Raw genomic sequence first — 23,173 nt, 5'->3', positions numbered from 1 at the left:
CATGGCCATAAAATGGAAATAGCATGCAGAAAGTGCGGCGCCGTGCTATCCGTAGCCAGCACCGCCATACCAATCGTGAAATGCACCAATTGCGGGTATCCTAATCCCGTGATCGCAGGCGCACAACCAGCCCCCGCAAGACCGCAAATGCCCGCCCCGGCTGCACCAGCGCAACAAATGGCCGCGCCACCGCCACCCTCTATGTCTCAGCCGCCGAGGCCCGTGGTAGGCAGGCCGCAAGCCAGCGCATCTGAACTAGGCTGGCTGGTTGTACATGATGAGAATGCTGACCAGCAGACACACCCTTTACGAATTGGAAAACAGGTTATCGGCAGGAAAAGCGTTAGCCGCCCCTGCGACATTATGATAGAGACGGACGATCCTTACATGGGCCGTAATCATTGCATTCTGGAAGTAAAGCCAAGCAGGACCGGTAGTTATGAGTTTTTTCTGTCGGATGTTAAAATGACCAATGGTATTCCCGAGCAAATGAGCACGAACGGAACATTCGTTAATTCACAGCCCGCTCCGTTGAGGCCGAAGGACATGGTTTATCTCAAAGACGGGGACACTATTCAAATGGGTAAAACCAAAGTGGTAATTAAAACACTGATCACCGTTGCCAGCGCCCAGGATGCATCCAGAATTGTGCAAGATATGGACTATGCGCCGACCGTGATCATTAAATAGCAACACCAGATATTTCAGGATTTTAAAGCCTTTTTCCGGAATGAAAATATCGATTCATCAGCCAGCCGGTTTTAACGAGACGGGTGGACGCTCCAACAATGAGGATAGCATTTATCCCATTCCCGGAACCGCCACAGTTTCGGACCGGCTTTTCATGGTTTGTGATGGCGTTGGCGGTGAACATAAGGGAGAGGTGGCGAGTTTTCTGGCATGTAAGCATATCAGCGAATGTTTTTCCAGGATAGGCGAAGCGGAGGCTTCCAAATCATTTGTTCAAGAAGCCGTTGATGCAGCGAGGGCAGCATTTATTGAAACGGAAAAGAATGATCCCGATACAGCGGGGATGGCCACAACTCTGACATTACTTTACTTTGATAATGCAGGCGCAGTGCTGGCGCATCTGGGTGACAGCAGAATTTACCATATCCGAAATGGGAAGGTCACTTTCCAAACAAGAGATCATAAATGGGTGAATGAGCTGGTAGAAAGCGGGGTGATCACGGAAGAGCAGGCCACGCAGCATCCGCAGCGAAATGTGATTACAAAAGTAATTACCGCTTCGCGTTCAGATGAAGCAGAGTATACGCAGATAGTCGACATTCAGGCAGGCGACTTTTTTTTCTTGTGTTCCGACGGCGTGCTCGAACAGCTTTACGATGATCTTTTGGAATATCACTTACGGGACAATCCGGATAACCATCCCGAACCCATTGAAATACTGGAAGCAATAAAAAATGAATGTGCGCATAAAACAAATGATAATTTTTCTGCTTATCTCATTAAAATAGAGTCAGTTGAGCAGAATACGGCAGAGGGGAAGGTGAATGAAAAGGTGGTGGAGGCAGTCACCCCGGAGCCCGTGGTTACGCAGCAAAGGGTGAAAAAGCCCAGGGGAGTTTTGTTTGGCCTGATCACATTTGCCGTTATTTTTTGCAGCGGATTAATATTTCATTTTGTCAAATCAGAGAAACAAGCTGAGAAAGCGCTCTTTGAGTCAAAAGCAGATGCTAATGAGCGTGATACTTTGCAGGTTGAGATTCCGGTAAGGGCGATTGACGAGCCGGAAACCGAAAATTAAGTTTGAATGTGAAGTGAATTAAGTATCGATCAATATGGATGCTACCGATTTCAATGACCGCTTCGACTATGATGCCGACAACGACTTGCTCGGCGAGGGTGGTTTTGGGAAAATATTTAAAGCCTGGGACAATGTGCGTAACGAGTTCATTGCCCTCAAAATGTCCAAGGTTGTGCCGGGTATGGAGGAATTTAGCCTTTTGAGTGAGTATGAAAGGGTTAAGCAATTGGAACATCCGAATATTGCCCGATATATGGATTGTCGCCGGATCAAATTGCCCGGCATAGGGACACACGACATTGCATTGATGAAATATTACGAGCATGGAAATCTTGCACAATTACTAAAAAACCACACCCTGACCACCGGGCAAAAAAACAAGCTTATTGAAGGGCTTCTGGATGGTATTTCCTATTTGCACAAACTGAAACCGCTGATCATTCACAGCGACCTGAAACCGTCGAACATCCTGGTTGTGGAAAGACGGGGTTTTTTTATTCCGTTAATCACCGATTTTGGCATAAGCCGCAGGGCAACAGTTGATGATAAATCCTATGTTACCAATGTCACCGGCGCAGGCACGTATGCATACGCGGCGCCCGAACAATGGGAAGCAAAAGAACTGCGACCCAATGCAGACTTGTGGAGCTTCGGTATCCTTGCCATTTATGTTTGGTTTAATGGTAAAAAACTCCCATTCCGCTCGGACGACATCAGCATTGCCACGGAATCGGGAAGGATTGAATATATGAAAAGAGTAATGGCGCTCGATTTTATCCCTGATCTGAAAGGGCTGCCGGAAATGTATCAGAAGATGATTGATGCGTGCCTGGTTATAAGTCCACAAAACAGGGTGAAAACCGTAGATCAGCTTTACACGATCCTGCGGGGCGGCGAGCCTGCTGTAATGGACGAGCAAACGAAGGTTATGCCGAAGCCAGAAGCACCGAAACCAAAGCCTGTGGCACTGGATGAAAAGACCAAGATCCTGCCACAAATACCAGAGCCTGTGAAGGAAGTCATCAAAGAGGAGCCAAAGCCACAGCCTGAACCCGTTCCGCAAAAAAAGAAGAGCTATGCTATACCGATTGCACTCGCATCTGCCGCAGTCATTGGCGGACTTTCATGGGTTTTGATAACCAGAGATCCCAAGCCAGCGATAGTGAAAGCGCCGCCATCGATACCGGTTGTTGCGGCTAAGCCTGTTGTAAAAGAAGATCCTGCCCCAACTGTTGTTAAACCTGTTGAAAAACCCAGGAAAAAACTTCCGGTTAAGAATGCTGCAGTCACGGTAAAGAAGCCTAAAACCGATAGCAGAGCGGTATACCACGTAGTAGAAGAAAGTCCGAGATTCCCGGGAGGATCATTGGCAATGGAAAGCTGGGTTTCCAATAATATGCAGATGCCGGAAGCCGCATCGCGCTCATTTATTTCCGGTGCCGTGCGCGTTTCATTTGTGGTAAATGCCGACGGGACCAGAGAAGATGTACAGGTGGTGAGAGGCCTGGGCTATGGCTGCGACGAAGAAGCAGTCCGGCTTATAAAAGCAATGCCCCGCTGGATCCCGGGCAGAACAGCCGGAAGCAGCGTACGGGTGAGAACGATCGCTGCGATAACATTTGACTAATAAGTTCTTCCGATCACCTTCGCGACCGCCTCGCGGCTTCCCCTTACTTGAAGCTTCTGATAAATGTGTTCGAGGTGTTTGCGGATGGTCTTGTCGGAAACAAAAAGTTTTTCGCTGATCTGCCGCACATTAAGCCCGCGCACCAGCCATTCAAGTATTTCGTTTTCACGCAAAGTAAGTTCCGCCGATTTTGAAACTGACTGGATCTGAATGTCATTGGATCCCTGGCGAAGCAGATCCAACGTTTTGGCGGCCATTAAAGGCGACATCGGTGCACCACCTTCCAGCACTTCTGATATGGCATTGATGATCTTATGGGGCTTTTCGTCTTTCAGGAGATAGCCCGATGCACCCGCTTTGATTGCTTCGAAAAGTTTGGCATCATCATCAAACATTGTCAGGATGAGGATTTTTACGGACGGATATTTTTCTTTCAGCAAACGCGTGGTGGTGATCCCGTCCATTTCAGCCATTTCAATGTCCATCAGGAAAACTTCGGGCAGTGCAGTATGGGCCAATTTCTTAAAAAGGTCTTTCCCGTTAATTGCCTTCAGCGTAAGTTCAATGTCTTCGCTCAGAGACAATTTTTCCCATAAATCCGAGGCAATTGTGGGATTGTCTTCTACTAGTCCGATACTGATTTTAGGCATAGAATGGAGGGTTAACTTTGTAGAGAAAGAGAAAAACGCCGCAAGATGGCAATAGCCCTTTCACAAAGTAACGAATCAGAAATCGTGCAAAAAATACGTCGTTTGACGTATTTTGTATATCAAAGCGGGAATTCTACCAGCACTTTTGTGCCTTCGTTAGAAGAATCCAGGTCCAGCTTTCCGCTCAGTTCCTCAGCCCTTTTTTTGATATTTTCCAAACCATACCCGGGACAGATTTCTTGTTGGCAAAAGCCCTTGCCATTGTCATTGATAAGCACAGTAAAGCTGGTTTCGTCAATGGCCAGACAAACCGAAATCAGGGTTGCTTCGGCATATTTCATCGCATTGTTCACAGATTCCTGGACGATCCTGAAAATAGAAGAGGCAACGTGCGGTGAAAGCAAGACTTCGCTATCTCCATAAGCGACAATGTTTATTTTCGGATATTCCGATTCGCATGAAATTCGGGTAAGCAGCCCGCGCACGCGTTCCGTCAATTGACCATACGGAATCTCAGGCTGATTGAGAACCCAGATCGTCTCCCGCAGTTGCTGAAAAGTTTCACTGGTAAAATCGCGCAGGTCTGCCAGTTGCGTTGGGTTCGCCTGGTTATTGAAAGCCATGATGTCGAGTCGCGAGATAATGTGTGTTAGCTGCGATCCGATCCCATCATGCAGGTCCCGGGCAATGCGTTCGCGTTGATTTTTTAGTTGAGAATGCAGCAACGCGCTTTCCTGCGAGAGGAATTTGACGGCTCTTTTCTTTGTGTCTTTACCATGGTCACCATGCTTCTCGTTACTCGAAGCGCTGGTTTTTGTGACGGTAAGGACTGGGTAATCATTAAATGAGGAAACGTTAGTCATGAGGTCGGGGGTGCAAAAATTACATATATCAAATTTCTTTTAACTATTTAATAGCTACAATACTGATCATTCAGTAATTTGGGATAAACCCTCACTAAATGCGATGAACTCTGCTCAACCGATTGCTTTTGATTTGACTACCATCCGGAAAATATGGAGGTCAGACTTGCTCAAATCAGAAGTTAAAGAAATAGAAGGATATTTACGGGAGACTCCACTCCTCATTGATACCCTGAATCTTCAAAACACATCCGTAGCCATCATTGATATTCAGGAGATGCGCTATCTGTGCTGCCTGGGCGATGTTGAACAAGTCATCGGATGGAGCAGCGACATTCTGATGCGGGAAGGCGTCAGGTTTTTTCTTTCCCAGATATTGCCCACTGATTATGTCGGATTTGAAATCCTGTCGGCCATTATGACCGATTATGTGTGTAAGCTGGATGATCATCAGATCGCTTCGTTTAGATCGTTTTTTGATTTCAGAATGGTCCGGCCGGACGGAAGTCTTACCAGGATAATGCACCAGGGAGTTGCTTTAAAGCGTGACCCTGAGGGCAATATATCGTTCATGCTGGCATCCATCTCTGATATTACTCACGTCAAACGCGAAGGTTGGCAACATTTGCGCCTTACCAACGGCTCGGAAAATCTCATCTATGAGGTAAATAACGAAACAGGTTTTTGCAGGAAACTGGAAAGCCTCAGTGATCGTGAGCTGGAAATCGCCCGGTTAACAGGTAAAAAGCTCACAAGCGAAGAGATTGCAAAAAAACTGTTCATCAGTACACACACCGTAAATACGCACAGGCAAAACATGCTCAAAAAGTTAGACATGGCTGATACAATGGAACTGATTAATTTTTTGACCGTGTATCGCCTCATCTAACGCCGGATTTGCACGTTTTAAATGTGCTCATACCATTCGTCGGAATCCTTCGCTTGCACATCGTCCGTATTCTCTGCAAGTTCGTCTTCCGAATACAATTCATCTATCTGCTGGTCGAGGAGCTGATCTTCTGCAACCGGCTGGTTATTAGCATTCCCAATTTCAGCTTCTTCTTCTTTTTTATGAACATACTCGGGATCAAGAAATTCGCGGTAGAACATTTCATTTCGGTAAACCAGTGGCTGGTCATCAGAAAAGCGCTCATAATGAATTGAAACTGTGTCCCAATCCTCATTTAACACAGCCGTGGTCAGCTCAGGAAATCTGGCTAAGGAACCCGTATTATAAACATAGTCGAACAAGATTTGCTTTTGCCTGCCAGAAAGGCTGTCCCAATCCACGTTTTCCGGAACGGAATCAGCATGCGAACTCACGAAACTTGCGATCTGGTCAATTGTGCGCTGTTCATATTCGGGCACAAGGACATTCTCGAAAAGACTCCGTTGCTGTTGTTCTGTAATAAAGATCCCGCCTCGCTCCGCCACCCAGCTCGCAGCTTCCGGGCCCGTCTTGTCAGCTGCATCAATGAGTGCATATGCAGTCTCAGGATCGATACCCGCATTAGTAAGGTCTGTATAAATTTCCTGAGGAGTGCGGTGCCCCATGTCGTAACCTGGTCCAATGGTAACACCCGATCTGCCTCCTGGAAAATGGGGCACTAAACTCTGTCCCTGGTGACCAATTTCCTGATGATAAGTAAAGGTATATTTTGCCATATGAAATAGTATTTTGTACTGCTGCGATACGACTTAAGCACCTGATTATTGTTTAAAAATACGATTTTGTTTTCTATTATCCACCCAGAAATTTTAAAGTTATTTTACGGTTAGCGCTGCTAAAATATACGTCAATTGACGTATTGATTGCCAGTTTTGACCAAACTATTTTTGGCTTATCAAAAGTGCAAAGTTCCCTTCTACCTAAACTTTACGCAGCCATGCACAATCGCTTACCACGGCATATTATCCTGTTGTTGTTAATACTAATCTGTGGTAATTCAATTGCGCAAACACCGGTACGCAAGCCCGACAAGATTTTTAAAATCGACCAAACCACTATAGAAGTGCTGATCGAAGAGGTGAATAAAACAGACATTGCCTACAAAAAACTAAGCGACCCGAAGGGACCATTGTATGCCATTCCAAAAAAGGATGTGTGGAAAATCGTTTGGAATAATGGCGATATAGAAGAAATAACCCCGCCTGTTACCGCAACTGCGAAGGCAAGGAAACCAACCGATCTGATCGTCAGCAAAAAGAAGGAGGAGGAGAAGTTCTGGGAAAAAAGCGGCTTGTATGCCGGTGCCAGAATAGGTGCAGGTTTATCCTTTATGCCCAAGTCAAATGGATTGATTGAAGGAACTGAACTGGCTTACAGTGGCGGCATTGCTGTTGGTTTACATAAGAAAGCATTGGGAATTCAAGTTCAGGCACTATACACACAAGTAGGATTTGGCGTGTCGGTGCCGGTTGGTTCAACGGATGAGGTAACCAGTATAAAGGGCATGCAATCGCAGCTCCTTGTACCATTGACTGTTATAACCTCCCAAAAAGCAGGCCCGATCCGAATTGGTGTTTCGGTGGGCGCATTCGGAGTTATGCAGGCGGGCGCCGGCGGCTTAAAAATCAGCGATGCAAGTGGCAGTTCAACAATGAAGAATTGCGATACTTGCTCGGATAAGGGACTTGGGTTCGGCGTGACTGGCGGAATAGGTCTAACGATACTGGAAGGCCCGCGCCACGCTGTTTTTATCAACGCAGACTGGTATTACAACCTCGGAGAAAATAAGGATTACAGGCCTGGGGAAACCAGTGTCAATACGCATTTGGGTTTGTTAAGTGCAGGAGTGCTGCTCCATTTTCCGGGCAAGCACTGATCAAAGATCTGATATGAAAATTAATTCTGGAACGATCATTCTATTTCTGGCCCTGCTTGTTGGTTCCGGCGCATTGTATGCTCAGGAGCGCTTCTACTTCCGGAACGGAAATACTTTTCCGCATCGAATTGTGGAAGCGAATGATAAGGAGATCAAATTTTTGGAGCCAAAAGGTGACGCAACCATCAGGCGCGGCATTGACCGGGAGAATGTGGTTGTCGCTTTTAATGCGCATGGCTTGTTTATTGTGATAAAAGATCTCAGTGCCGATCCGGAAACTTCCAGAAAGTCTCTTGAAAAGTTCTATAATGCTACTGGCCCATCCACTGATTTGCTGATCAAGTCGACGCCTATTGAGGTTATTCCGGCAACGATCAGGATGGAGAATGATGCGATCAATTATCTCACGGAAGATAACAAACCTGCGTCCATTAATAAAAATGACCTGGTGGCCATTATTTATCAGGACGGCAGGCATCTTTTATTAAAAGATCCCGAAGAAGCCGAGAATTTACTGACGGCCGCTGCTGATAAGGTGCTGAAATACAGCAAACCCGCATCTAAAAGGAACAATGCACCGCCAACGAAGGTGGTCACCGCACCTCAGCCGGTTCCTGAAAAAACGAAGCAGCCCGTGTTGTCAGAACAGGAATATAAGGAGTACAGACAAAAATCAATCACCAAGGTGGAGCAATTCAGTGACTACCTGCAAGTGATCGTCGACAGGAGTTTTTCTATGAATGAAAGGGATCTGGCGATTAAAAATGCATTACAGCTTTTTCTGCCTGAAACACAAATCGAGGTTTCTTCTAAAAACAGAAAAGGGGTAACAAAGCTGCCGTTGGAAATGTATCTCAAACGCCTGAAAATGCTGCCATACGGAAATGTTCAGATCAAGTGGAGCCAGATTGAATATGTGAGCGAGCTGAAACAGGAGCAGGATGGCAACTACTACGGGACCATCGTCGGTAACCAGACATTCACCGGTTATGGCGAAAAAAACCAGAACATTCTTTACAGCGACATCACGAAAAAGAGCGTTCGGGTAAAACTTGAAGCATATCAAAAGGAAATTGACGGGCAGAGCAAAACCAATTGGACGGTGCTGCTCGGAAATATTGGCGTGGTGGCTGACGAATAGTTATTCTATTATTTAATGAAAAAGGTTTTGCTGCTTTTGTTGCTAAGTATGGTGGTGTGGGACATGAATGCGTCACCTCAGGCACTGCGTATTATTGGACAGGCCAATGACGTACGCTCCGGAGCAAGCGTGTCGGGTGTGTCATTTTACATTGAAAAGGAAAACCGGCGCACTTTACTTTCATCCACAGACAACCAGGGACGATTTAGTCTCGACCTGCTTTCGGATGCGACAAAGATCATTGTTGAAAAAAAAGGTTACCGCCTGATCAGCACGGGTATTTCAGCATATAAAAACGCGGGAAAGAGAGTTGATTTTTTTGTCAGAATACCACTTATACCACTCGATGAACAAGCGAATGATACACCTTATATGCAGAGCCAGCAAACGCAGTATACGGTTGAAAATGAGCAAAAGAAGAAGACTTCCATCGTGCGGAAATTTTTTGTGTCCGATGCCATAAACGGATCTCCCGTGAAAAACGGAACATTGTGTTTTGAGTTCACAAGGAATGCCAAGAAAGAATGTAAGGCGCTTAATGAAGAACCGGTTATGTCATTTGGCGAATCAGACATAGTGGGTTTTACCGTTTCCGCCGAAGGATATCAGGAATATACCGGCAACCTTATTCTTGAAAAAATGGATGAAAAACCTGGCAAATATGACATTAAACTTACGCCGGAAATTACCATGCTTTCATTGAATGTAAGCGGAAATCCAATGGTTGCTTCGTGTAAACTCACTGCGGATGCGGGAGGTGAGATCGTGTTGCCTGCTTTGGATAAAATGGCCTATTCTGGCTTGGTACGCGCGGGAAACTATCGCCTCAATGTATTTGACAGGAAAATGGCATTGATACATTCTGAAAAGGTTTCGGTGACAAAAGGATTGAATTTTATAGGCCTGGTCGTAGGGAATAAGCCCATTCGGGTTCAGGAAACGCCGGCTGCAAAAGTGGAAATAGAACCTGTAAAGGCGGAGGGGCTGGATTCTTTGGAAACGCTCACTATTTATTTCAATCAAAGCGACTACACATTCAAACCGGACGAAAAGGCAAAGCTCGATGCGCTCGCAGAATGGCTGAAAGTAAATAACAATAAGAAAGTGCGTGTAGTAGGGCATACGGATAACGTGGGCAGTACAAAGCTGAACATTACGCTTTCCGAATTCCGGGCCAAGGTCATTCGTCATTATCTGTTGTCCAGAAAGGTGAGCGAGAAGCAAGTTTTGTGGGCGGGGGTGGGAGGAAAGTATCCGGCCCAAAAAAACGATACCGAAGAAAACAAACGATTGAACAGGAGAGTCGAAATTTCCATGCTCCCTTAAAAAACAAGACCAAAATCATTAACCGATATAGCTTATGCGATTGATTTTTACCACCTGCTTTTGTTTACTTGTCCAGGCTTTGGCATTCGCGCAAACCCAGGAACTTTCACCTGCCGACATTAAAGAGATAAGGGCAGAGGCCAGGAAGGTCGTAGAAGTGCAGCTCAATGATCTGCTGAACACCGTTGCCCTGGACAACATTACCGAAAGCAATAAACAGCTTCTGATTTACGACAGTTATCTGCCAAGCCAGAATCAGGTTTTTTATGGAGATAAGGCAATGGTCGAAGATGATGTCAATCCGGATAATACTGTAAAAAAGTCGGGGCCGGACCTGCCGATCCGCAAGTATCTGGACGATCTTAAATTGTACTACAATAAAAGCCCCAAATACAGTATCAAAATTTCGGAGGTTGCGGTGGGGCAGGTGCAACAAAAGGAGTATCCCTATGTGCAGGTAACATTCAAAACACATTTTACCAACACGCACCGGCAAAAAGCAACCAAATACGAAAACGTATATAGGGTAGCGGAATTACGTGCGGACAAGCCCGACAAGCAGTGGATCGTGCTCATAACCAGGATCGGCTACTATAAGCCATCAGCAAGCACAGTTGCGGCCGCACCCGTAGCAACAGCACCGGTCGTTGCATCAGCGCCTGTTGTGGTCAAAAAACCGGAGGAAACCAAAAAGATGGAGGATGCAAAGAAGCCCGAAGAACCTAAAAAGCAGGCATCTGCGGTGCCGGAAAAGACGCCGGTAACGACAGTTGCAAACAAAGAACCGGACAATGCGACGAAAAAAGAAGTTCCTGCAAAAAGCACAATCAAGGAAGAGGTCCCGGTGGCCGAGCTGCAAAAGCCAGATGTTTCGGAAAAGAAAGAAGTGCCTAATACAGAGCCCAAAAAGGAAGCACCCGCCACGATAAAGCCTGCCGAAAAATCGCCAGAAATGGTTCCAACGGCTCCCAAAGACAGGCGAACAGCAACATTGAACGCCGAACTGGCTTCTCTTGAAAAAAAAGCAGCAAAATATAAGCGGGAAAGCACGCTCATCAGGGCAGGTGCAGGCATTGCGGTGGTGGCTTCAATAGCCACCGGGGTGATCCTGTACGGCGCTTACAACGATTACAAATCCGAGATTGATAAAAATAACGCCGCTTTCGACAGGTGGTATGATACGGAAGTCGGAGGAGTGAGAAACGGTGAGCGATTCAATTCCCGGGCGAGCTATCACGCCAAACCCAGCAGTCTTATCTCTTTTGCAAGTCCGGGGATATTCGTGGCAGGCGCTGGCATTATTGCAGGGGGCGTGCTTTGGTTTGTTGGCAGTAAAAGTGCCAAGGAAGCCAAGCGCTACAATAAATTGCTCGAACAAAAAAGAAAGCAGATTGTAGTTTCCCCCCAGTGGAATGGCACACAACGATATGCAGGGTTTCATTTGACGTACCAGTTTTAACTGATTTTCTAAATCCGACGGAAATGATTTCCAAAATACCCTTCATACTTATTGCATTGGTAACCGCGGCCTGCTCAATGCAGGAGCCAGGTGCTCCAAAGGCCGATTTCGAAACGTCCGGCGGCGACTGCCAGGCACCTTGTCAGATCAAATTCAAGGATTTATCAATCAATAAAGGTGTCTACAACTGGAAATACGACTGGGCTTTTAAGGACAGCACGAGCTTCTCATCAGAACAGGATCCCGTATTCACCTTTGTTAAAGCAGGTAAATACCAGGTTGTTCTGACCATTAGTAATGCAAAGTATGGCAGCGACAGCGCCGAAAAAACGATTACTATTACAGCACCCATCGCTCCGGTAGCAGAATTTAATGTCACCGGCAACAATTGTCAGGCACCTTGCGAGATAAGCTTTACAAACCTTTCTACAAATGCAAAAACCTTCAAGTGGGAGTTTGGGGACAGCAGCGCAGTGAATACAGAACAATCTCCCAAGCACACATTCAATAAAGCCGGGGCATATAAAGTCATATTAACCGCATTAAACGAAACAGTAAGCGACACCGCTGTGAAAATTGTGACCATTCTGGCAGTTTCCAAAGCGCTTGAAGCCGATTTTGACATTGTTCCGAAGGACACAACCCGCGCCGACTCAACCATTTATTCGTTCATCAATAAATCAAAGAATGCGACCAGTTATTTATGGGACTTCGGTGATAAAACCCAAATAGCGACCGCTTCACCAACACACGCATTTCCACGCACCGCCAAAGACGTTACCTACACCATCTCACTTTCCGCCATATCGGGTAGTCAGGTGAATAAAAAAACGAAAACCCTTACTGTCAAAAAGAAATAGCAAGCCGAACTTATGAGAAGAATTTTAATTCAGTTGTTGTTATTAGCAATCGTTTTCGGCTGTCATAAAGAGCTGCCCCCGCAGCCGGTAGCCATATTTTCTTTCGTGCCAGAAACCTGCATTGCACCTTGTAAGGTAACATTTACCAGCAGATCTGAAAATGCGAATAGCCTCGAATGGGATTTTGATGATGGAAAAGGCATCAAAACAGGCAGCGGGCCAATTGAATATAATTTCGAGGATGGAAAAGATTACTACGTTAAGCTGATTGCTAAAAGTGCGGACGGAGGCAGTCATGGAATCACACAGAAAGTTGTGGTGGATGCGAAACCGGCCTCAAAACCAGAAGCTATTTTTTCAGTTGTGCTCGACCATGATAGCATTGCCCCAGCTACGGCGACATTCAGCAATCTATCTAAAAATGCTAAAACCTATCTATGGAATTTCGACGATGAAGAAAATAGCACCCCGTCTAATCCAGATACCAGTAAAGAACAGAATCCGAAACACCGATATGAAAAGCCGGGAAAATATAGCGTATCGTTGACATCTTATAATGAAGAAAATGTTGCTTCCGAACCAAAGGTTATCGTGGTTGAGGTCAAGTCAGTGAAACCTATCGCCAACTTTACTTTTCCTGAGAGTGAATGCTTTGCGCCCTGTGAAATTGCTTTTACGAATAAATCAACCGGTGCGAAAACGTATAGTTGGGATTTTGGCGATGAGGGTGCGAAGAGCGCAGAGATTTCACCCAAACATATATTTAAAGAAGCCAAATCCTATATAGTAACCCTTACTGCTTTTGGCGATGGAGGCCAAAGCAATGTTAAGACGGATACGGTTATTGTAAAGAAAAGCGAATCTAATGCGGTTAGTATTTCAAGTGAATGGAATGAGCCTCGTGACATCATTGCTGATGCGGTTGGAAATATATACGTGTGTGGTATTACAAGAGGAGACACTAGATTTGGGGATGGAAGAGTATTTTCATCCAGCTCAAAAGGGAAAAACGATTTTTACATCGCAAAATATAACATCTCCGGAGAGATGATTTGGGCATACGTGGATGGAAGTGTCGAAGATGACGCTGCGAATGGCATGGCCCTGGATGACCAAGGGAATGTATATCTTACTGGTTTCGTTGGTGGTGCAGTACAAATTAACAATGTAAAACCTCAGGGGAACTCTGATGGCTTCGTCGCCAAGTTCAATTCCGCAGGTATGCGGCAATGGTTCACACTTTATGGAGGCCCAGACAAGGATGATGGTGCAGCATTGGCATTTTACAATACACCAGAAGGACCACGAGTTTATTTAGCCGGGAACATCACCGGGGATCCCAGAAGAAACAACATTAACTTTTTCAATGGAGAGCCGGCGGCCTCTGCTTTCAATGAGGATATCGTTTTTGTTTTCTTAGACGCAAATAGTGGAATGATCAGGCAGCCTACTATTTTGACACATGTCGGTAACCAGCGAGTAAATGCCTTGAAAGTGGATGGCGATGGAAATGCTTACTTAGCAGGAACATTTGAAGATGTGATTATCTTTCCCGGGTCCGACCCACCACTCGAGTCGCTCGGTCAGACTGATGCTTTTGTAGCGAAATGGATATTACACCCAGGCCGCTTCGATTGGTCCAGACGAGCAGGATCTCCAAATGAAGACTCCGGATACGATGTTGTAATTGATAACGGGAGAAATGTATATGTAACAGGCAAATATATTGGGCCCCTAACTCCGCTGGGTGTAGGCAGTAGAGGAGATGTTAATGTTTTCTTGGGCAGATGGAATGCCGACGGAAGTACAAATGACAAAATTCCCTGGGGCCGAAGTGGTTTCAATAATGGTAACAATGATCATCCTGGTGGCATTGCCATTAGTCCAGGCGGAAATATCTTAATATCCGGATCCTATCCCGGCACAGGCAGTTTTCCCTTTGATACCCGCGTTTCTTACGAGTCGCAAGGGAGCACCGACATGATCATCGCAGAGGTTGGCTTGGGCGACGGCCTGGCAACAAACAAATTCCAGATCACAGGTGGAGGGCGAGGCGAAGACCAGGGAATTAAAATTTGCGTGTCGCCCGACGGTCATGTGTACAGTACAGGATTTTTTTCTGGAACGGCAACATTCAACGGTAAGGAGCTTTCTACGACCGGATCGCGAAATACATACATTGTGAAATACAAATACTAACAAAACATGGGAAAACCAGCTGCAAGAATAGGTGATATGCACGTCTGCCCGATGGTAACTGGCCTCGTACCCCACGTAGGTGGCCCGGTCGTAGGCCCAGGCGTCCCAACCGTCCTCATAGGCGGAATGCCCGCTGCAGTATCAGGTGACATGTGCGTATGCACCGGCCCGCCGGACACCATTATCCTTGGATCAACCGGCGTTTTCATCGGCGGGAAACCGGCGGCAAGGATGGGCGATATGTGCGCGCATGGCGGGACTATTGTGGTAGGGTTGCCTACGGTTTTGATTGGAGAGACGGCCGGGGGCGGAGGACAGGCCGGCGCGGCTGCCAAGGCAGGAGCCCCAGCCATGAAGATCTGTAATTCATGACGTCGTGTTTACAATAAAGTCTTCTCAATTAGATGCTTTTAGAATTCCCTTTCGTAAAAAAAAGAGGGAAGAAATCCTGAATGCATTGGCCGCCAGGAACACGGAAAAGATCTCCGAGGAAGGGCGGAACATTATCATTGAAAATAAAAGAGGAGCACTATTCAAGTTAAACTTTTCAGAGAATTTTCAGTTAGCAAGCGCCGAGAGATCATCAGGGGCCAAATGTCATTTTCGTTTTGACGATGATGATAGACCTATTGGATTTGAGCTGGCTAACCAAGAATCGGTCACACTTGGTTACAAAGATGACTTACCGACAATAGTAGGCGTTAATGGACAAAATCTAGAAATATTCTATAATAAGGATCAACAGATCTCCCGCGTCATATTTCCCGATCAGCGGGGTTTCAAATTTGAATATGACGATAATCAGAAGCTCATAGCACTAACAAATCGTGCTGGTGAAGTACGAAGATATTCGACCAGCATTGAAGATGGAAAATTGGTTCACGAACTCGTAGATCCTTTGGGGCGGGTTACTCAGCTGAAAATGGACACTTATGGAGGTATCGAAAACCTTATTTTTCCAGACGGTAGTACCATAGATTCCAGATACGATGACGAATTCGATGTCGAGATAATTAAGTTAAGAAATGGTAAGGAAAAACGCGTTTATAGTGATGGCATTCACATTGAAAGGATTGAGTGGCAAGACGGAAATTATAGAAGTGTTGATGTAAATGATTCAAACCAAATTGAAGGTATAGGCAACCCTTCCGGTGAAATAGCTTACAAGTATTCAAATGACAAATTGTCGTCTGAGTCCTTCAATGATTCTGAGATCACATATACTTATGATGATGATTTACTTCAAGTTGTAAAATATCCATCTGAGCTAGCGGTTACATATGAATATTCTGAAAATGAGGAGTTAAGCCTCGTTAAAGTCAATAGTGATACATTAAGATATGACTATGATTCTTTGGGAAATCTGGATAAGATAATTTATCCCAATGGATTGGTTGAATATCAAAAGAACCTTTCTTTTTCTGGAATTCAAGAATCGAGAATAACGAACGCAAATGGTGATCATATAACTTCTCAAATCTATTCGTATGACTTTCTTGGCCGACTAATTAGATACAATAATTATGCAGAGGGAGTCAATCAGGATTTACGCCTCAACTACGATCATGCGGATAGGCTGACCCATGCAGATGATGTAAATTCCAGTTATTCTGAGAATTTCAGCTATGACAAAAAAGGCAATATCGTCCGTTCTATTTCAGACGAGATTGCTTACGGTGATACGGACGAGATCAGATCTTTCAACGGTATTTCACTTCCTTATGATCTTGCAGGTAATTTATTAGGCTATTTCGATAAAAGCAGGGGTGAACTAAATTTCACTTATGGCGATGATGGCACATTAGCCACCGCTCAGGTTGGTAATGAAGTTTGGGAATACTTCTATGATGGCCTTGGTAGAAGAGTGGGGAAATCTAACAGACGAGAACAATTCCGATATTCCTGGTCTGGCGAAAAGCTGCTGAGTGAAGAGTACAAAAACCATAACGAAACAATAATTCGCGATTATGTTTATGCAGAGAGTAACATCCCCGTTGCTTTTGTAGAGAATGGGAAAACTTATTGGATGCATAGGGATATTCGCGGGGCAATTACAAATGTTTCCGATTCGAATGGTCATTTAGTCTGGACTGCTTCTTACACCGCTTTTGGCGAGGCAGTTATCATAAAATCGCAAATCAGACAGCCATGGCGACTGAACGGACACTATTTTGATGATGAAACCGGTCTTCATTATAACGTCGCCAGATATTATTCAGTGACTCTGCGTTCATATTTATCTCTTGATCCAAAATGGTTGCTTTTTGGAGCCACCAATTACAGTTACGCAGCTAACGACCCTTATAATAAAATAGATACGGACGGAAATTTGCCTGAATGGGTGAACACGGCAAATATAGCGTCTATCGGAGCAGGGATTATTGCAGGAGCTATTGCTGGCGGGTCTGCTGTGGCTGCGGGAGCTGCAATCGCCTCAGCAATTGGCATTTCCGCTCCGGCAATTGCGATTGCGGCAGGGTCACTCGCAGCTCTGGCTGTTGTTGGCGCACTGTCTGGTGCAGTTGCGGGGCTAGTTGAATCAATTGTAAAGGATAAATTAGAAGGCAAAGAGGTTTGTTGGGAATGTGCAGCAAATGCTGCTAAGACAGGCGCTGCTCTTGGGTTAGTTTTAGGTCCAGTAGGAAAGGTATTTGTAAAAGCTACTCGCATCTTGCCGAATAAATGGAAATTGCCGATAGCCTCCTTGGCGAAGCATTCAAAATATCAATTTGAGTCTTTAACTAGTAAAGCTGGACTGTTTTTGAGCAAAGTTCAAAGAATTCGTCGTATTAATGCGATTCGTTACTATTTTAAGGCAGCTGAATCGAGCAGGAAGTGGGGTAAGAATCGAATCAAGAATCATGTTGCTGGCATTGACTTTTCCCAAAAAGTAGAAGTTGTAATTATTCCAAAGGGAACTACATTAATTCAGTACCAGAAGCTCGGGGATCCCATAGGAAACTACTTTGCAATTCCTGGAACGCCAGCAAATAAATTAGGTATTGATCCCACTAATAAGGTAATAAAAGTGTTTGTCACAACAAAAGATGTTGAAGTATTAAAGTCATCAACAAGTTCGATAAAGGATGTGTGGTCATCTCCTGGAAAAGTGGTCATAACTGAAGGAGGTGGGACACAATTTTTTATTATTGATCCTATAAATATCTAAAAATGGACATCAAATCTGCTAATGAAATTATTCAACATGCAATTAACCTATGTATTTCTAGAAGGTTAGTTGAGCCGGAATCCACAATCTTGATTTCGATTGAAGCACAACTTGATTTTTTAAAAGCTATAATTTCGGGTAAGCTTTCGGATAATGGAGGTCTAAATAACATTATTGTCGGCCAATATGCTTTGAGAGAATTTGAGCCTGGGGATATGGAGTTTGCGAATGTTCTATATGAAGTTGAAGAGATTGTTGATCTAGTAAAACGTCGAAGGCTAATTTTGTAACCGTGATGGACGCAATCTAAAAGTATAAGACGACCAGGGCATATCATTTATGTAAAACGAGCTGTATGTACAGCTTGAATGATTGGCTACTCAAACAATTAAAACCCATGCAACCCATCACCCCCCTCAACATCGGCGATAAAATCAAAGTCCTCGACGAAAAATTGAACCGCGAATGTGGCCTCGATCCGGATATTTCGTCAGGGTATATTACTTATGTTTATGGCGATGAAGTTTCGCTCTTTATTTATGCGAGAGTTAACAATGCTGGTGAAATGAAATTCAGGTGTAAGCTGTCTCTCTTTGGACAATATTTCAAATTGCACCCTTCCCAGGATAACAGTAAGGCGCACCGCACCACCAAGCATTACCAACTTCAATATCCAAACGACTTCCGGGAAAAACCGAAGAGCTACTAACATATGCCAACCCACCTCCTCCTAGACGCTGCTCGCATGGAAGATGCCATGGATCGGGCACGGGAACTTAATCCGTTGCACTCGTCGCTTTACCGTAACAGGGAAGGGCAGGATGAAATTCTTCCTGCTGTGGCGCCTTTCTTGTTTACATATCCGTATGCGGCCGATTTTGAGGAGTTTGTGATGGGCGAAGGATGGGGTAATTCCTGGGGCCTTTGGGTCGAGAGCAATGCCGAGTTTGAAGAGCTTTACAAGCATTTTCGCCGTTTCCTGATGGTGCAGACGGAAGATGGACAGGAGCTGTACTTCCGGTTTTACGACCCGCGGGTTCTGCGGATTTTCCTTCCTACTTGCGATCATGAGCAACTGATGGAGTTCTTTGGGCCTGTCAACCAGTTCATTATGGAAGACGAGGATCCGGCTTTTTGCATTCTTTTTTCACTTTGGCAAGGGCAATTGTTTGTGGACCGCCAGGATGCTGCACTGTTGAAATATATTCTGGATGATGCGGTAAGCGGCTGAAATCGGCTCGCTCGTTTAACGATTACATTCGTAAACGTAGGTGTTGTCCCCGCCGAAGCGGTTCGATTTCAACGGCAGACCTTCGCTGTTATACTGCGTGAAAGCGGTTACTTCGTTTGCCTGTGTTTCGTCCACCGATCCGGCCCGGACAATCGTCTTGGTATAACTGGTTACATTATGAACTGTAACCCCTTCCGGTGCCAGATAAGACGGATGACCCAGATATACACGCGTGAGCAGATCAATATTTTTTTGATTGTCGTATTTCCATTCCTCTACACAACTCGTTTCGAAAGGCAAAGCCGGATCTCTGAAAGTTTTCCTGATCAGTTGACCCTCGTTGTCATATTCCAATTTTTGCTTTGCATTGTCTGTAAACTCGATCTCGGAAATTCTGTTATTGGCAATAATATATTTGGTGACCCTGTATGTTTTGGTAAAGTTCTGGTGTTTGAATGTATAAACCTCCCCTGTATTTTCACTGCTCGGGTTAACAGAGGTGAGCAGGCCGGTTTCAGAATAGCTGTAAACAGTGCCGTCAACAGTGACTTTTGAGACATTATAATTTGCATGATATTCGTACTGAAAGGCAGATTTGCTAATCGTACTTCCCCCGGCAGGATTGTTCCGGTCCTTGACGGTTGTTCTCAAAATTTCGGTGGAAGACAGTAATCCGTCAGCATTATATTTATGAGTAAACCTTCCCGAGCTGACCTCCACCACAACCTGGCTATTATTTCTTACTGACAAGGAATATTGTCGACCGTTCAGAAAGCCGTCGGCGTAAGTATAATCGTTGATGATGCGGGAGACCGGCGCACCCGAAACTTCGTTTTCTATTTCCGTACTTCGGAGTGGGAAATCATTTGTGTCGTAGCTGAAAAGAGCTTCGTAATTTCCGCTGATCGGATGCTGTCTTGTCTGTTTGGTAAACTTACACTTGGCGTAGATCTGAACGACCTTCTTTTTCATGCTGGTCAAGCTTCCATTCCTGGTAACAAGTATGACATTATATGCTCCTGCCCGCTTGTAATTGTGTTTTGGTGAAAGATCTGTTGATAAACTTCCATCTCCGAAGTTCCATAGATACGTGATTCCTTTGACGGACCGGTTCGTAAATGTGACGTCGCAATTGTACGTGCAGTTTTCTCCTGAGATATCAAATTCCGCGGTCGGTTGTTCAGCCTGCGGCGCGGTTACGCGTAAGGTTTTGGTCAGCGTGTCATTGGGAAGGCCGTTTGCCTTTGCAATTAATGTGATAGCATAACTGCGAACGTCATTGAATGTGCGGCTAAGTTTAAGTTCACGCGTGTCAACAGGCGTATTGTCGCCAAAAAACCAGGTATAAGAAGTGGAATTAATAGAAGAGTTAGTGATGGCTACTGTGCACGGAGCAGGGCATTCAGCGGCCGGATTAAGTTCGAAAATTGCCTTAGGCAGCGGCTGGTCGGGATCGTCAACTTTAACACTTTTGGAAATACCATTTGATCCGCCGCCACTTTTAGCGATAAGTCTCACAGTGAAGTCGCCGCCGATCTTGAAATTATGTGAAATCTCAACCTCACTGCTCGTTACAATGGTGGAGCTATCTCCAAAGTCCCATTCGTAGGCGCTTGCATTGCGGGAAGTGTTTCTGAATGTCGCGGGAACGCCAGCCTTGATCGTTCCCGTCGGCACTTCGAAACCTGCTTCTGGAAACTCAACTTCTTTGTGACAAGAAAGTAAAAACGTCAGGAAAATCAATAAGGTAAATGCCTTTATCATCGGAATATCATTTTACCCTCACACACAAACCAGCAGTAAGGTCCCAGGTTCTGTTAATAAAGGTAAAATCGTAGCCAGGCAGTCGCAATACGTCATTTGACGTATTTTGGAAAATGCGCTTTCCCAAAGTTCCGTTCGTTCGTCCCGTAAGAGACACGTTCATCCCTTTTTTTTGACCATATGATCAACCAAAGCCACCTTTGGTAATGCTATGGCGCTGATCGATCTGGACAAAATCATTATTAAACGGACTATCCTGGGAATTCGCTGCACGGTGTGCGGAGGAAACCTGGTTGTTTCTCCAAAAAGGTCTTTCGCCAACAAGCTGGCCAGAATCATTTTTCTGGGCACGATCAGACCTGAAAACTACCAATGTGAGACTTGCAAAAAGTGGTATATGCTTTTGTAAGCGACTCATTTGAATTTCTTTATCCATAAACCATTAATCCCTAATCATTATGAGCCTCCGATTAAATGACATTGCTCCTGATTTTCATGCTGACACGACACAAGGCCCAATCCAGTTTCACGAATGGATAGGGGACAGTTGGGCGATTCTTTTTTCTCATCCCAAAGACTTCACACCTGTTTGCACGACCGAGCTTGGTTATATGGCGAAGCTTGCGCCCGAGTTTCAGAAAAGAAATTGCAAGGTGATCGGGCTCAGCATTGATCCTGTTGAGAGCCACCTGAAATGGGAAAAGGACATTGAAGAAACGCAGGGATATGCGGTGAATTATCCTATGATCGGAGACCCGGATCTGGCTGTTGCCAAGCTTTATGATATGCTTCCGGCAGAGGAGCCGGGGACTTCCGAGGGCAGAACGGCAATGACCAACCAGGCTGTGCGCTCAGTGTTTATCGTGGGGCCCGACAAAAAAATCAAGCTTAACCTGACCTATCCGATGACAACAGGACGCAATTTTTACGAAATATTGCGCGTGTTGGATTCCATGCAACTTACTGCCCGTCACAGGGTTGCCACGCCGGTAAATTGGAATAATGGCGACGAGGTGATTATCGTTCCGGCCGTTTCGGATGCAGAAGCGAAGGAGAAATATCCGGAAGGCTGGAAAACGATCAAACCGTACCTGCGTATCATTCCACAACCCGCTAGCATTTAAGCACCATGGCTGCAAAATTACGTGTAGTTGTGCTCGGCGCAGGTTTTGGCGGATTAGAACTGACAACCATCCTTTCGGAGAAGATCGGCACCCAGCTTGATTTGACATTGATTGACAAAAGCGATTCGTTTTTTTTCGGATTTTCAAAGTTCGATGTCATGTTCGGACGTAAGACAGCCGGGCAGGTGCGCGTTTATTACAAGCACATTGTGAAATCGGGGGTCAGATTCATTCAGGATACGGTAACCACTATTGATCCGGTATCAAAAAAGGTTGAAACACAGAGCGGCGCCACTTACGAAGCAGACATTCTGGTGATCGCGCTTGGCGCGGACTACGACGTGGCGGCAACACCCGGCCTGGCGGAAGGTGGAAACGAATTCTATTCCTTTGCCGGTGCCGAAAAGCTGCGTGAAGTCCTTCCATCTTTTTCAAAAGGCAACGTGATTGTCGGCGTATGCGCTGCTCCGTTCAAATGTCCGCCCGCACCCAGCGAAGCAGCACTGCTGATGCACGATTATCTGGAAAAACGTGGCATCCGGAAAAACTGCACGATCAGCATTGTCATGCCATTTGGGCTTCCTATCCCGCCGTCACCGGACACTTCCCTCGCTTTGATGGACGCTTTTGCAGAGCGCGAAATTCGTTTTATTCCAAAACATGTGGTAAAAGCAATTGACCCCTCAAGGAAAGTTGCAATGCTTGAAGACGGGGAAGAAATGCCTTTCGACCTGTTCCTGGGCATTCCCAAACACCGTGTTCCAAAAGTGGTGGAAGATAGCGGTATGACCGAGAAAGGTTGGATCCCTGTTTCCAAAGATAATTTGAAAACAAAATATCCGGGCGTTTATGCAATCGGTGATGTCAACAGCGTAGGCACACCCAAAGCTGGCGTGTTTGCAGAAGGCGCTGCCAAAGTTGCGGCAGCGTCGATCATCGCGGATTACGAGCGTGGTGAAGAACCGGAAGCCTATAAAGGCAACGGGATCTGCTATATTGAATTCGGTGATGGCCGGGTAGGGCAGGTAAACGTGGATTTTTTCTCAGGGCCATCACCATTTGGAACATATACCAAGGCCTCGGACGAGCTTGTGGCTGATAAGGAACATTTTGGTTCAAGCAGGGTGAGCCGCTGGTTCGGTATATAAGATTTTTGTAAGAAAACAG

22 protein-coding genes are annotated in these 23,173 nt (G+C 45.5%); 17 read left to right on the top strand and 5 right to left on the bottom strand.

What is annotated here, in order from left to right; all coding sequences use genetic code 11:
* Positions 1-12 precede the first annotated feature (12 nt).
* The 3 genes from B5X68_RS02015 to B5X68_RS02005 are packed head-to-tail and all read left to right on the top strand — an operon-like array spanning position 13 to position 3,395.
* Positions 13-690 (top strand): FHA domain-containing protein, encoded by a 678-nt coding sequence (locus B5X68_RS02015; RefSeq protein WP_082212998.1) that lies wholly within the window; start codon positions 13-15, stop codon positions 688-690.
* Between the two features lie 40 nt (positions 691-730).
* Positions 731-1,768 (top strand): PP2C family protein-serine/threonine phosphatase, encoded by a 1,038-nt coding sequence (locus B5X68_RS02010; RefSeq protein ID WP_082212997.1) that lies wholly within the window; start codon positions 731-733, stop codon positions 1,766-1,768.
* Positions 1,769-1,802: 34 nt separating this feature from the next.
* Positions 1,803-3,395 carry a TonB family protein gene (locus B5X68_RS02005; protein ID WP_082212996.1) on the top strand — a complete coding sequence of 531 codons (1,593 nt, stop codon included), beginning with the start codon at positions 1,803-1,805 and terminating at the stop codon, positions 3,393-3,395.
* Here B5X68_RS02005 and B5X68_RS02000 read toward each other — a convergent pair.
* Positions 3,392-4,045, bottom strand: coding sequence for a response regulator transcription factor (locus B5X68_RS02000; protein WP_212567971.1), 654 nt, complete (start codon positions 4,043-4,045; stop codon positions 3,392-3,394). The genes B5X68_RS02005 and B5X68_RS02000 overlap by 4 nt on opposite strands.
* 119 nt (positions 4,046-4,164) lie before the next feature.
* A complete protein-coding gene (locus tag B5X68_RS01995) occupies positions 4,165-4,908 on the bottom strand; it encodes a sensor histidine kinase (RefSeq protein WP_082212995.1) in 744 nt (247 codons plus the stop codon).
* Positions 4,909-5,011: 103 nt separating this feature from the next.
* Between B5X68_RS01995 and B5X68_RS01990 the strand changes: the two genes are divergently transcribed.
* Entirely contained in the window at positions 5,012-5,797 is a 786-nt protein-coding gene (locus tag B5X68_RS01990) for a helix-turn-helix domain-containing protein (RefSeq protein WP_082212994.1), read from the top strand.
* 17 nt (positions 5,798-5,814) lie between these two features.
* Here the strand turns inward: B5X68_RS01990 and B5X68_RS01985 are convergent, their stop codons facing one another.
* Positions 5,815-6,573 (bottom strand): pesticin C-terminus-like muramidase, encoded by a 759-nt coding sequence (locus B5X68_RS01985; protein ID WP_082212993.1) that lies wholly within the window; start codon positions 6,571-6,573, stop codon positions 5,815-5,817.
* 221 nt (positions 6,574-6,794) lie between these two features.
* Here B5X68_RS01985 and B5X68_RS01980 point away from each other — a divergent pair, with 221 nt between their 5' ends.
* From B5X68_RS01980 to B5X68_RS01930, 11 genes are all read left to right on the top strand, one after another.
* Positions 6,795-7,733 (top strand): hypothetical protein, encoded by a 939-nt coding sequence (locus B5X68_RS01980; protein ID WP_141110164.1) that lies wholly within the window; start codon positions 6,795-6,797, stop codon positions 7,731-7,733.
* A gap of 13 nt (positions 7,734-7,746) precedes the next feature.
* On the top strand, positions 7,747-8,874 hold the full coding sequence (locus B5X68_RS01975; protein ID WP_082212991.1) for a hypothetical protein: 1,128 nt from the start codon (positions 7,747-7,749) through the stop codon (positions 8,872-8,874).
* Between the two features lie 15 nt (positions 8,875-8,889).
* Positions 8,890-10,200 carry an OmpA family protein gene (locus B5X68_RS01970; protein WP_082212990.1) on the top strand — a complete coding sequence of 437 codons (1,311 nt, stop codon included), beginning with the start codon at positions 8,890-8,892 and terminating at the stop codon, positions 10,198-10,200.
* Positions 10,201-10,234: 34 nt separating this feature from the next.
* Positions 10,235-11,659 (top strand): hypothetical protein, encoded by a 1,425-nt coding sequence (locus B5X68_RS01965; RefSeq protein ID WP_082212989.1) that lies wholly within the window; start codon positions 10,235-10,237, stop codon positions 11,657-11,659.
* A gap of 23 nt (positions 11,660-11,682) precedes the next feature.
* Positions 11,683-12,519 (top strand): PKD domain-containing protein, encoded by an 837-nt coding sequence (locus B5X68_RS01960; RefSeq protein ID WP_082212988.1) that lies wholly within the window; start codon positions 11,683-11,685, stop codon positions 12,517-12,519.
* Positions 12,520-12,531: 12 nt separating this feature from the next.
* Positions 12,532-14,718 (top strand): PKD domain-containing protein, encoded by a 2,187-nt coding sequence (locus B5X68_RS01955; protein WP_082212987.1) that lies wholly within the window; start codon positions 12,532-12,534, stop codon positions 14,716-14,718.
* Between the two features lie 6 nt (positions 14,719-14,724).
* Positions 14,725-15,090 carry a PAAR domain-containing contractile injection system baseplate protein gene (locus tag B5X68_RS01950; protein ID WP_082212986.1) on the top strand — a complete coding sequence of 122 codons (366 nt, stop codon included), beginning with the start codon at positions 14,725-14,727 and terminating at the stop codon, positions 15,088-15,090.
* Positions 15,091-15,094: 4 nt separating this feature from the next.
* Positions 15,095-17,887: an RHS repeat-associated core domain-containing protein gene (locus B5X68_RS01945; RefSeq protein WP_082212985.1), complete on the top strand. Its 2,793-nt coding sequence runs from the start codon at positions 15,095-15,097 to the stop codon at positions 17,885-17,887.
* A 2-nt stretch (positions 17,888-17,889) separates the two neighbouring features.
* On the top strand, positions 17,890-18,177 hold the full coding sequence (locus B5X68_RS01940; protein ID WP_082212984.1) for an immunity protein Tsi6 family protein: 288 nt from the start codon (positions 17,890-17,892) through the stop codon (positions 18,175-18,177).
* A gap of 107 nt (positions 18,178-18,284) precedes the next feature.
* Complete coding sequence (locus B5X68_RS01935; protein WP_141110163.1) at positions 18,285-18,596, top strand: hypothetical protein; 312 nt, start codon at positions 18,285-18,287, stop codon at positions 18,594-18,596.
* Positions 18,597-18,599: 3 nt separating this feature from the next.
* Complete coding sequence (locus B5X68_RS01930) at positions 18,600-19,118, top strand: DUF4123 domain-containing protein (RefSeq protein ID WP_082212982.1); 519 nt, start codon at positions 18,600-18,602, stop codon at positions 19,116-19,118.
* Positions 19,119-19,133: 15 nt separating this feature from the next.
* Here B5X68_RS01930 and B5X68_RS01925 read toward each other — a convergent pair whose 3' ends face one another.
* Both B5X68_RS01925 and B5X68_RS28555 read right to left on the bottom strand, forming a co-directional pair.
* Complete coding sequence (locus tag B5X68_RS01925) at positions 19,134-20,882, bottom strand: PKD domain-containing protein (RefSeq protein WP_082212981.1); 1,749 nt, start codon at positions 20,880-20,882, stop codon at positions 19,134-19,136.
* Positions 20,883-21,066: 184 nt separating this feature from the next.
* Positions 21,067-21,300 carry a hypothetical protein gene (locus B5X68_RS28555; RefSeq protein ID WP_141110162.1) on the bottom strand — a complete coding sequence of 78 codons (234 nt, stop codon included), beginning with the start codon at positions 21,298-21,300 and terminating at the stop codon, positions 21,067-21,069.
* Positions 21,301-21,340: 40 nt separating this feature from the next.
* On the opposite strand from B5X68_RS28555, the gene B5X68_RS01915 reads away from it, so the two are divergent.
* Both B5X68_RS01915 and B5X68_RS01910 read left to right on the top strand, forming a co-directional pair.
* Positions 21,341-22,006, top strand: coding sequence for a peroxiredoxin (locus B5X68_RS01915; RefSeq protein WP_082212979.1), 666 nt, complete (start codon positions 21,341-21,343; stop codon positions 22,004-22,006).
* Positions 22,007-22,011: 5 nt separating this feature from the next.
* Positions 22,012-23,154 carry an NAD(P)/FAD-dependent oxidoreductase gene (locus tag B5X68_RS01910; protein ID WP_082212978.1) on the top strand — a complete coding sequence of 381 codons (1,143 nt, stop codon included), beginning with the start codon at positions 22,012-22,014 and terminating at the stop codon, positions 23,152-23,154.
* Positions 23,155-23,173: the final 19 nt, after the last annotated feature.

Origin of the sequence: Dyadobacter psychrophilus (genome assembly GCF_900167945.1) — a bacterium.
GTDB classification, from domain to species: domain Bacteria; phylum Bacteroidota; class Bacteroidia; order Cytophagales; family Spirosomataceae; genus Dyadobacter; species Dyadobacter psychrophilus.
This window is presented reverse-complemented; position numbering and strand designations above follow the sequence as displayed.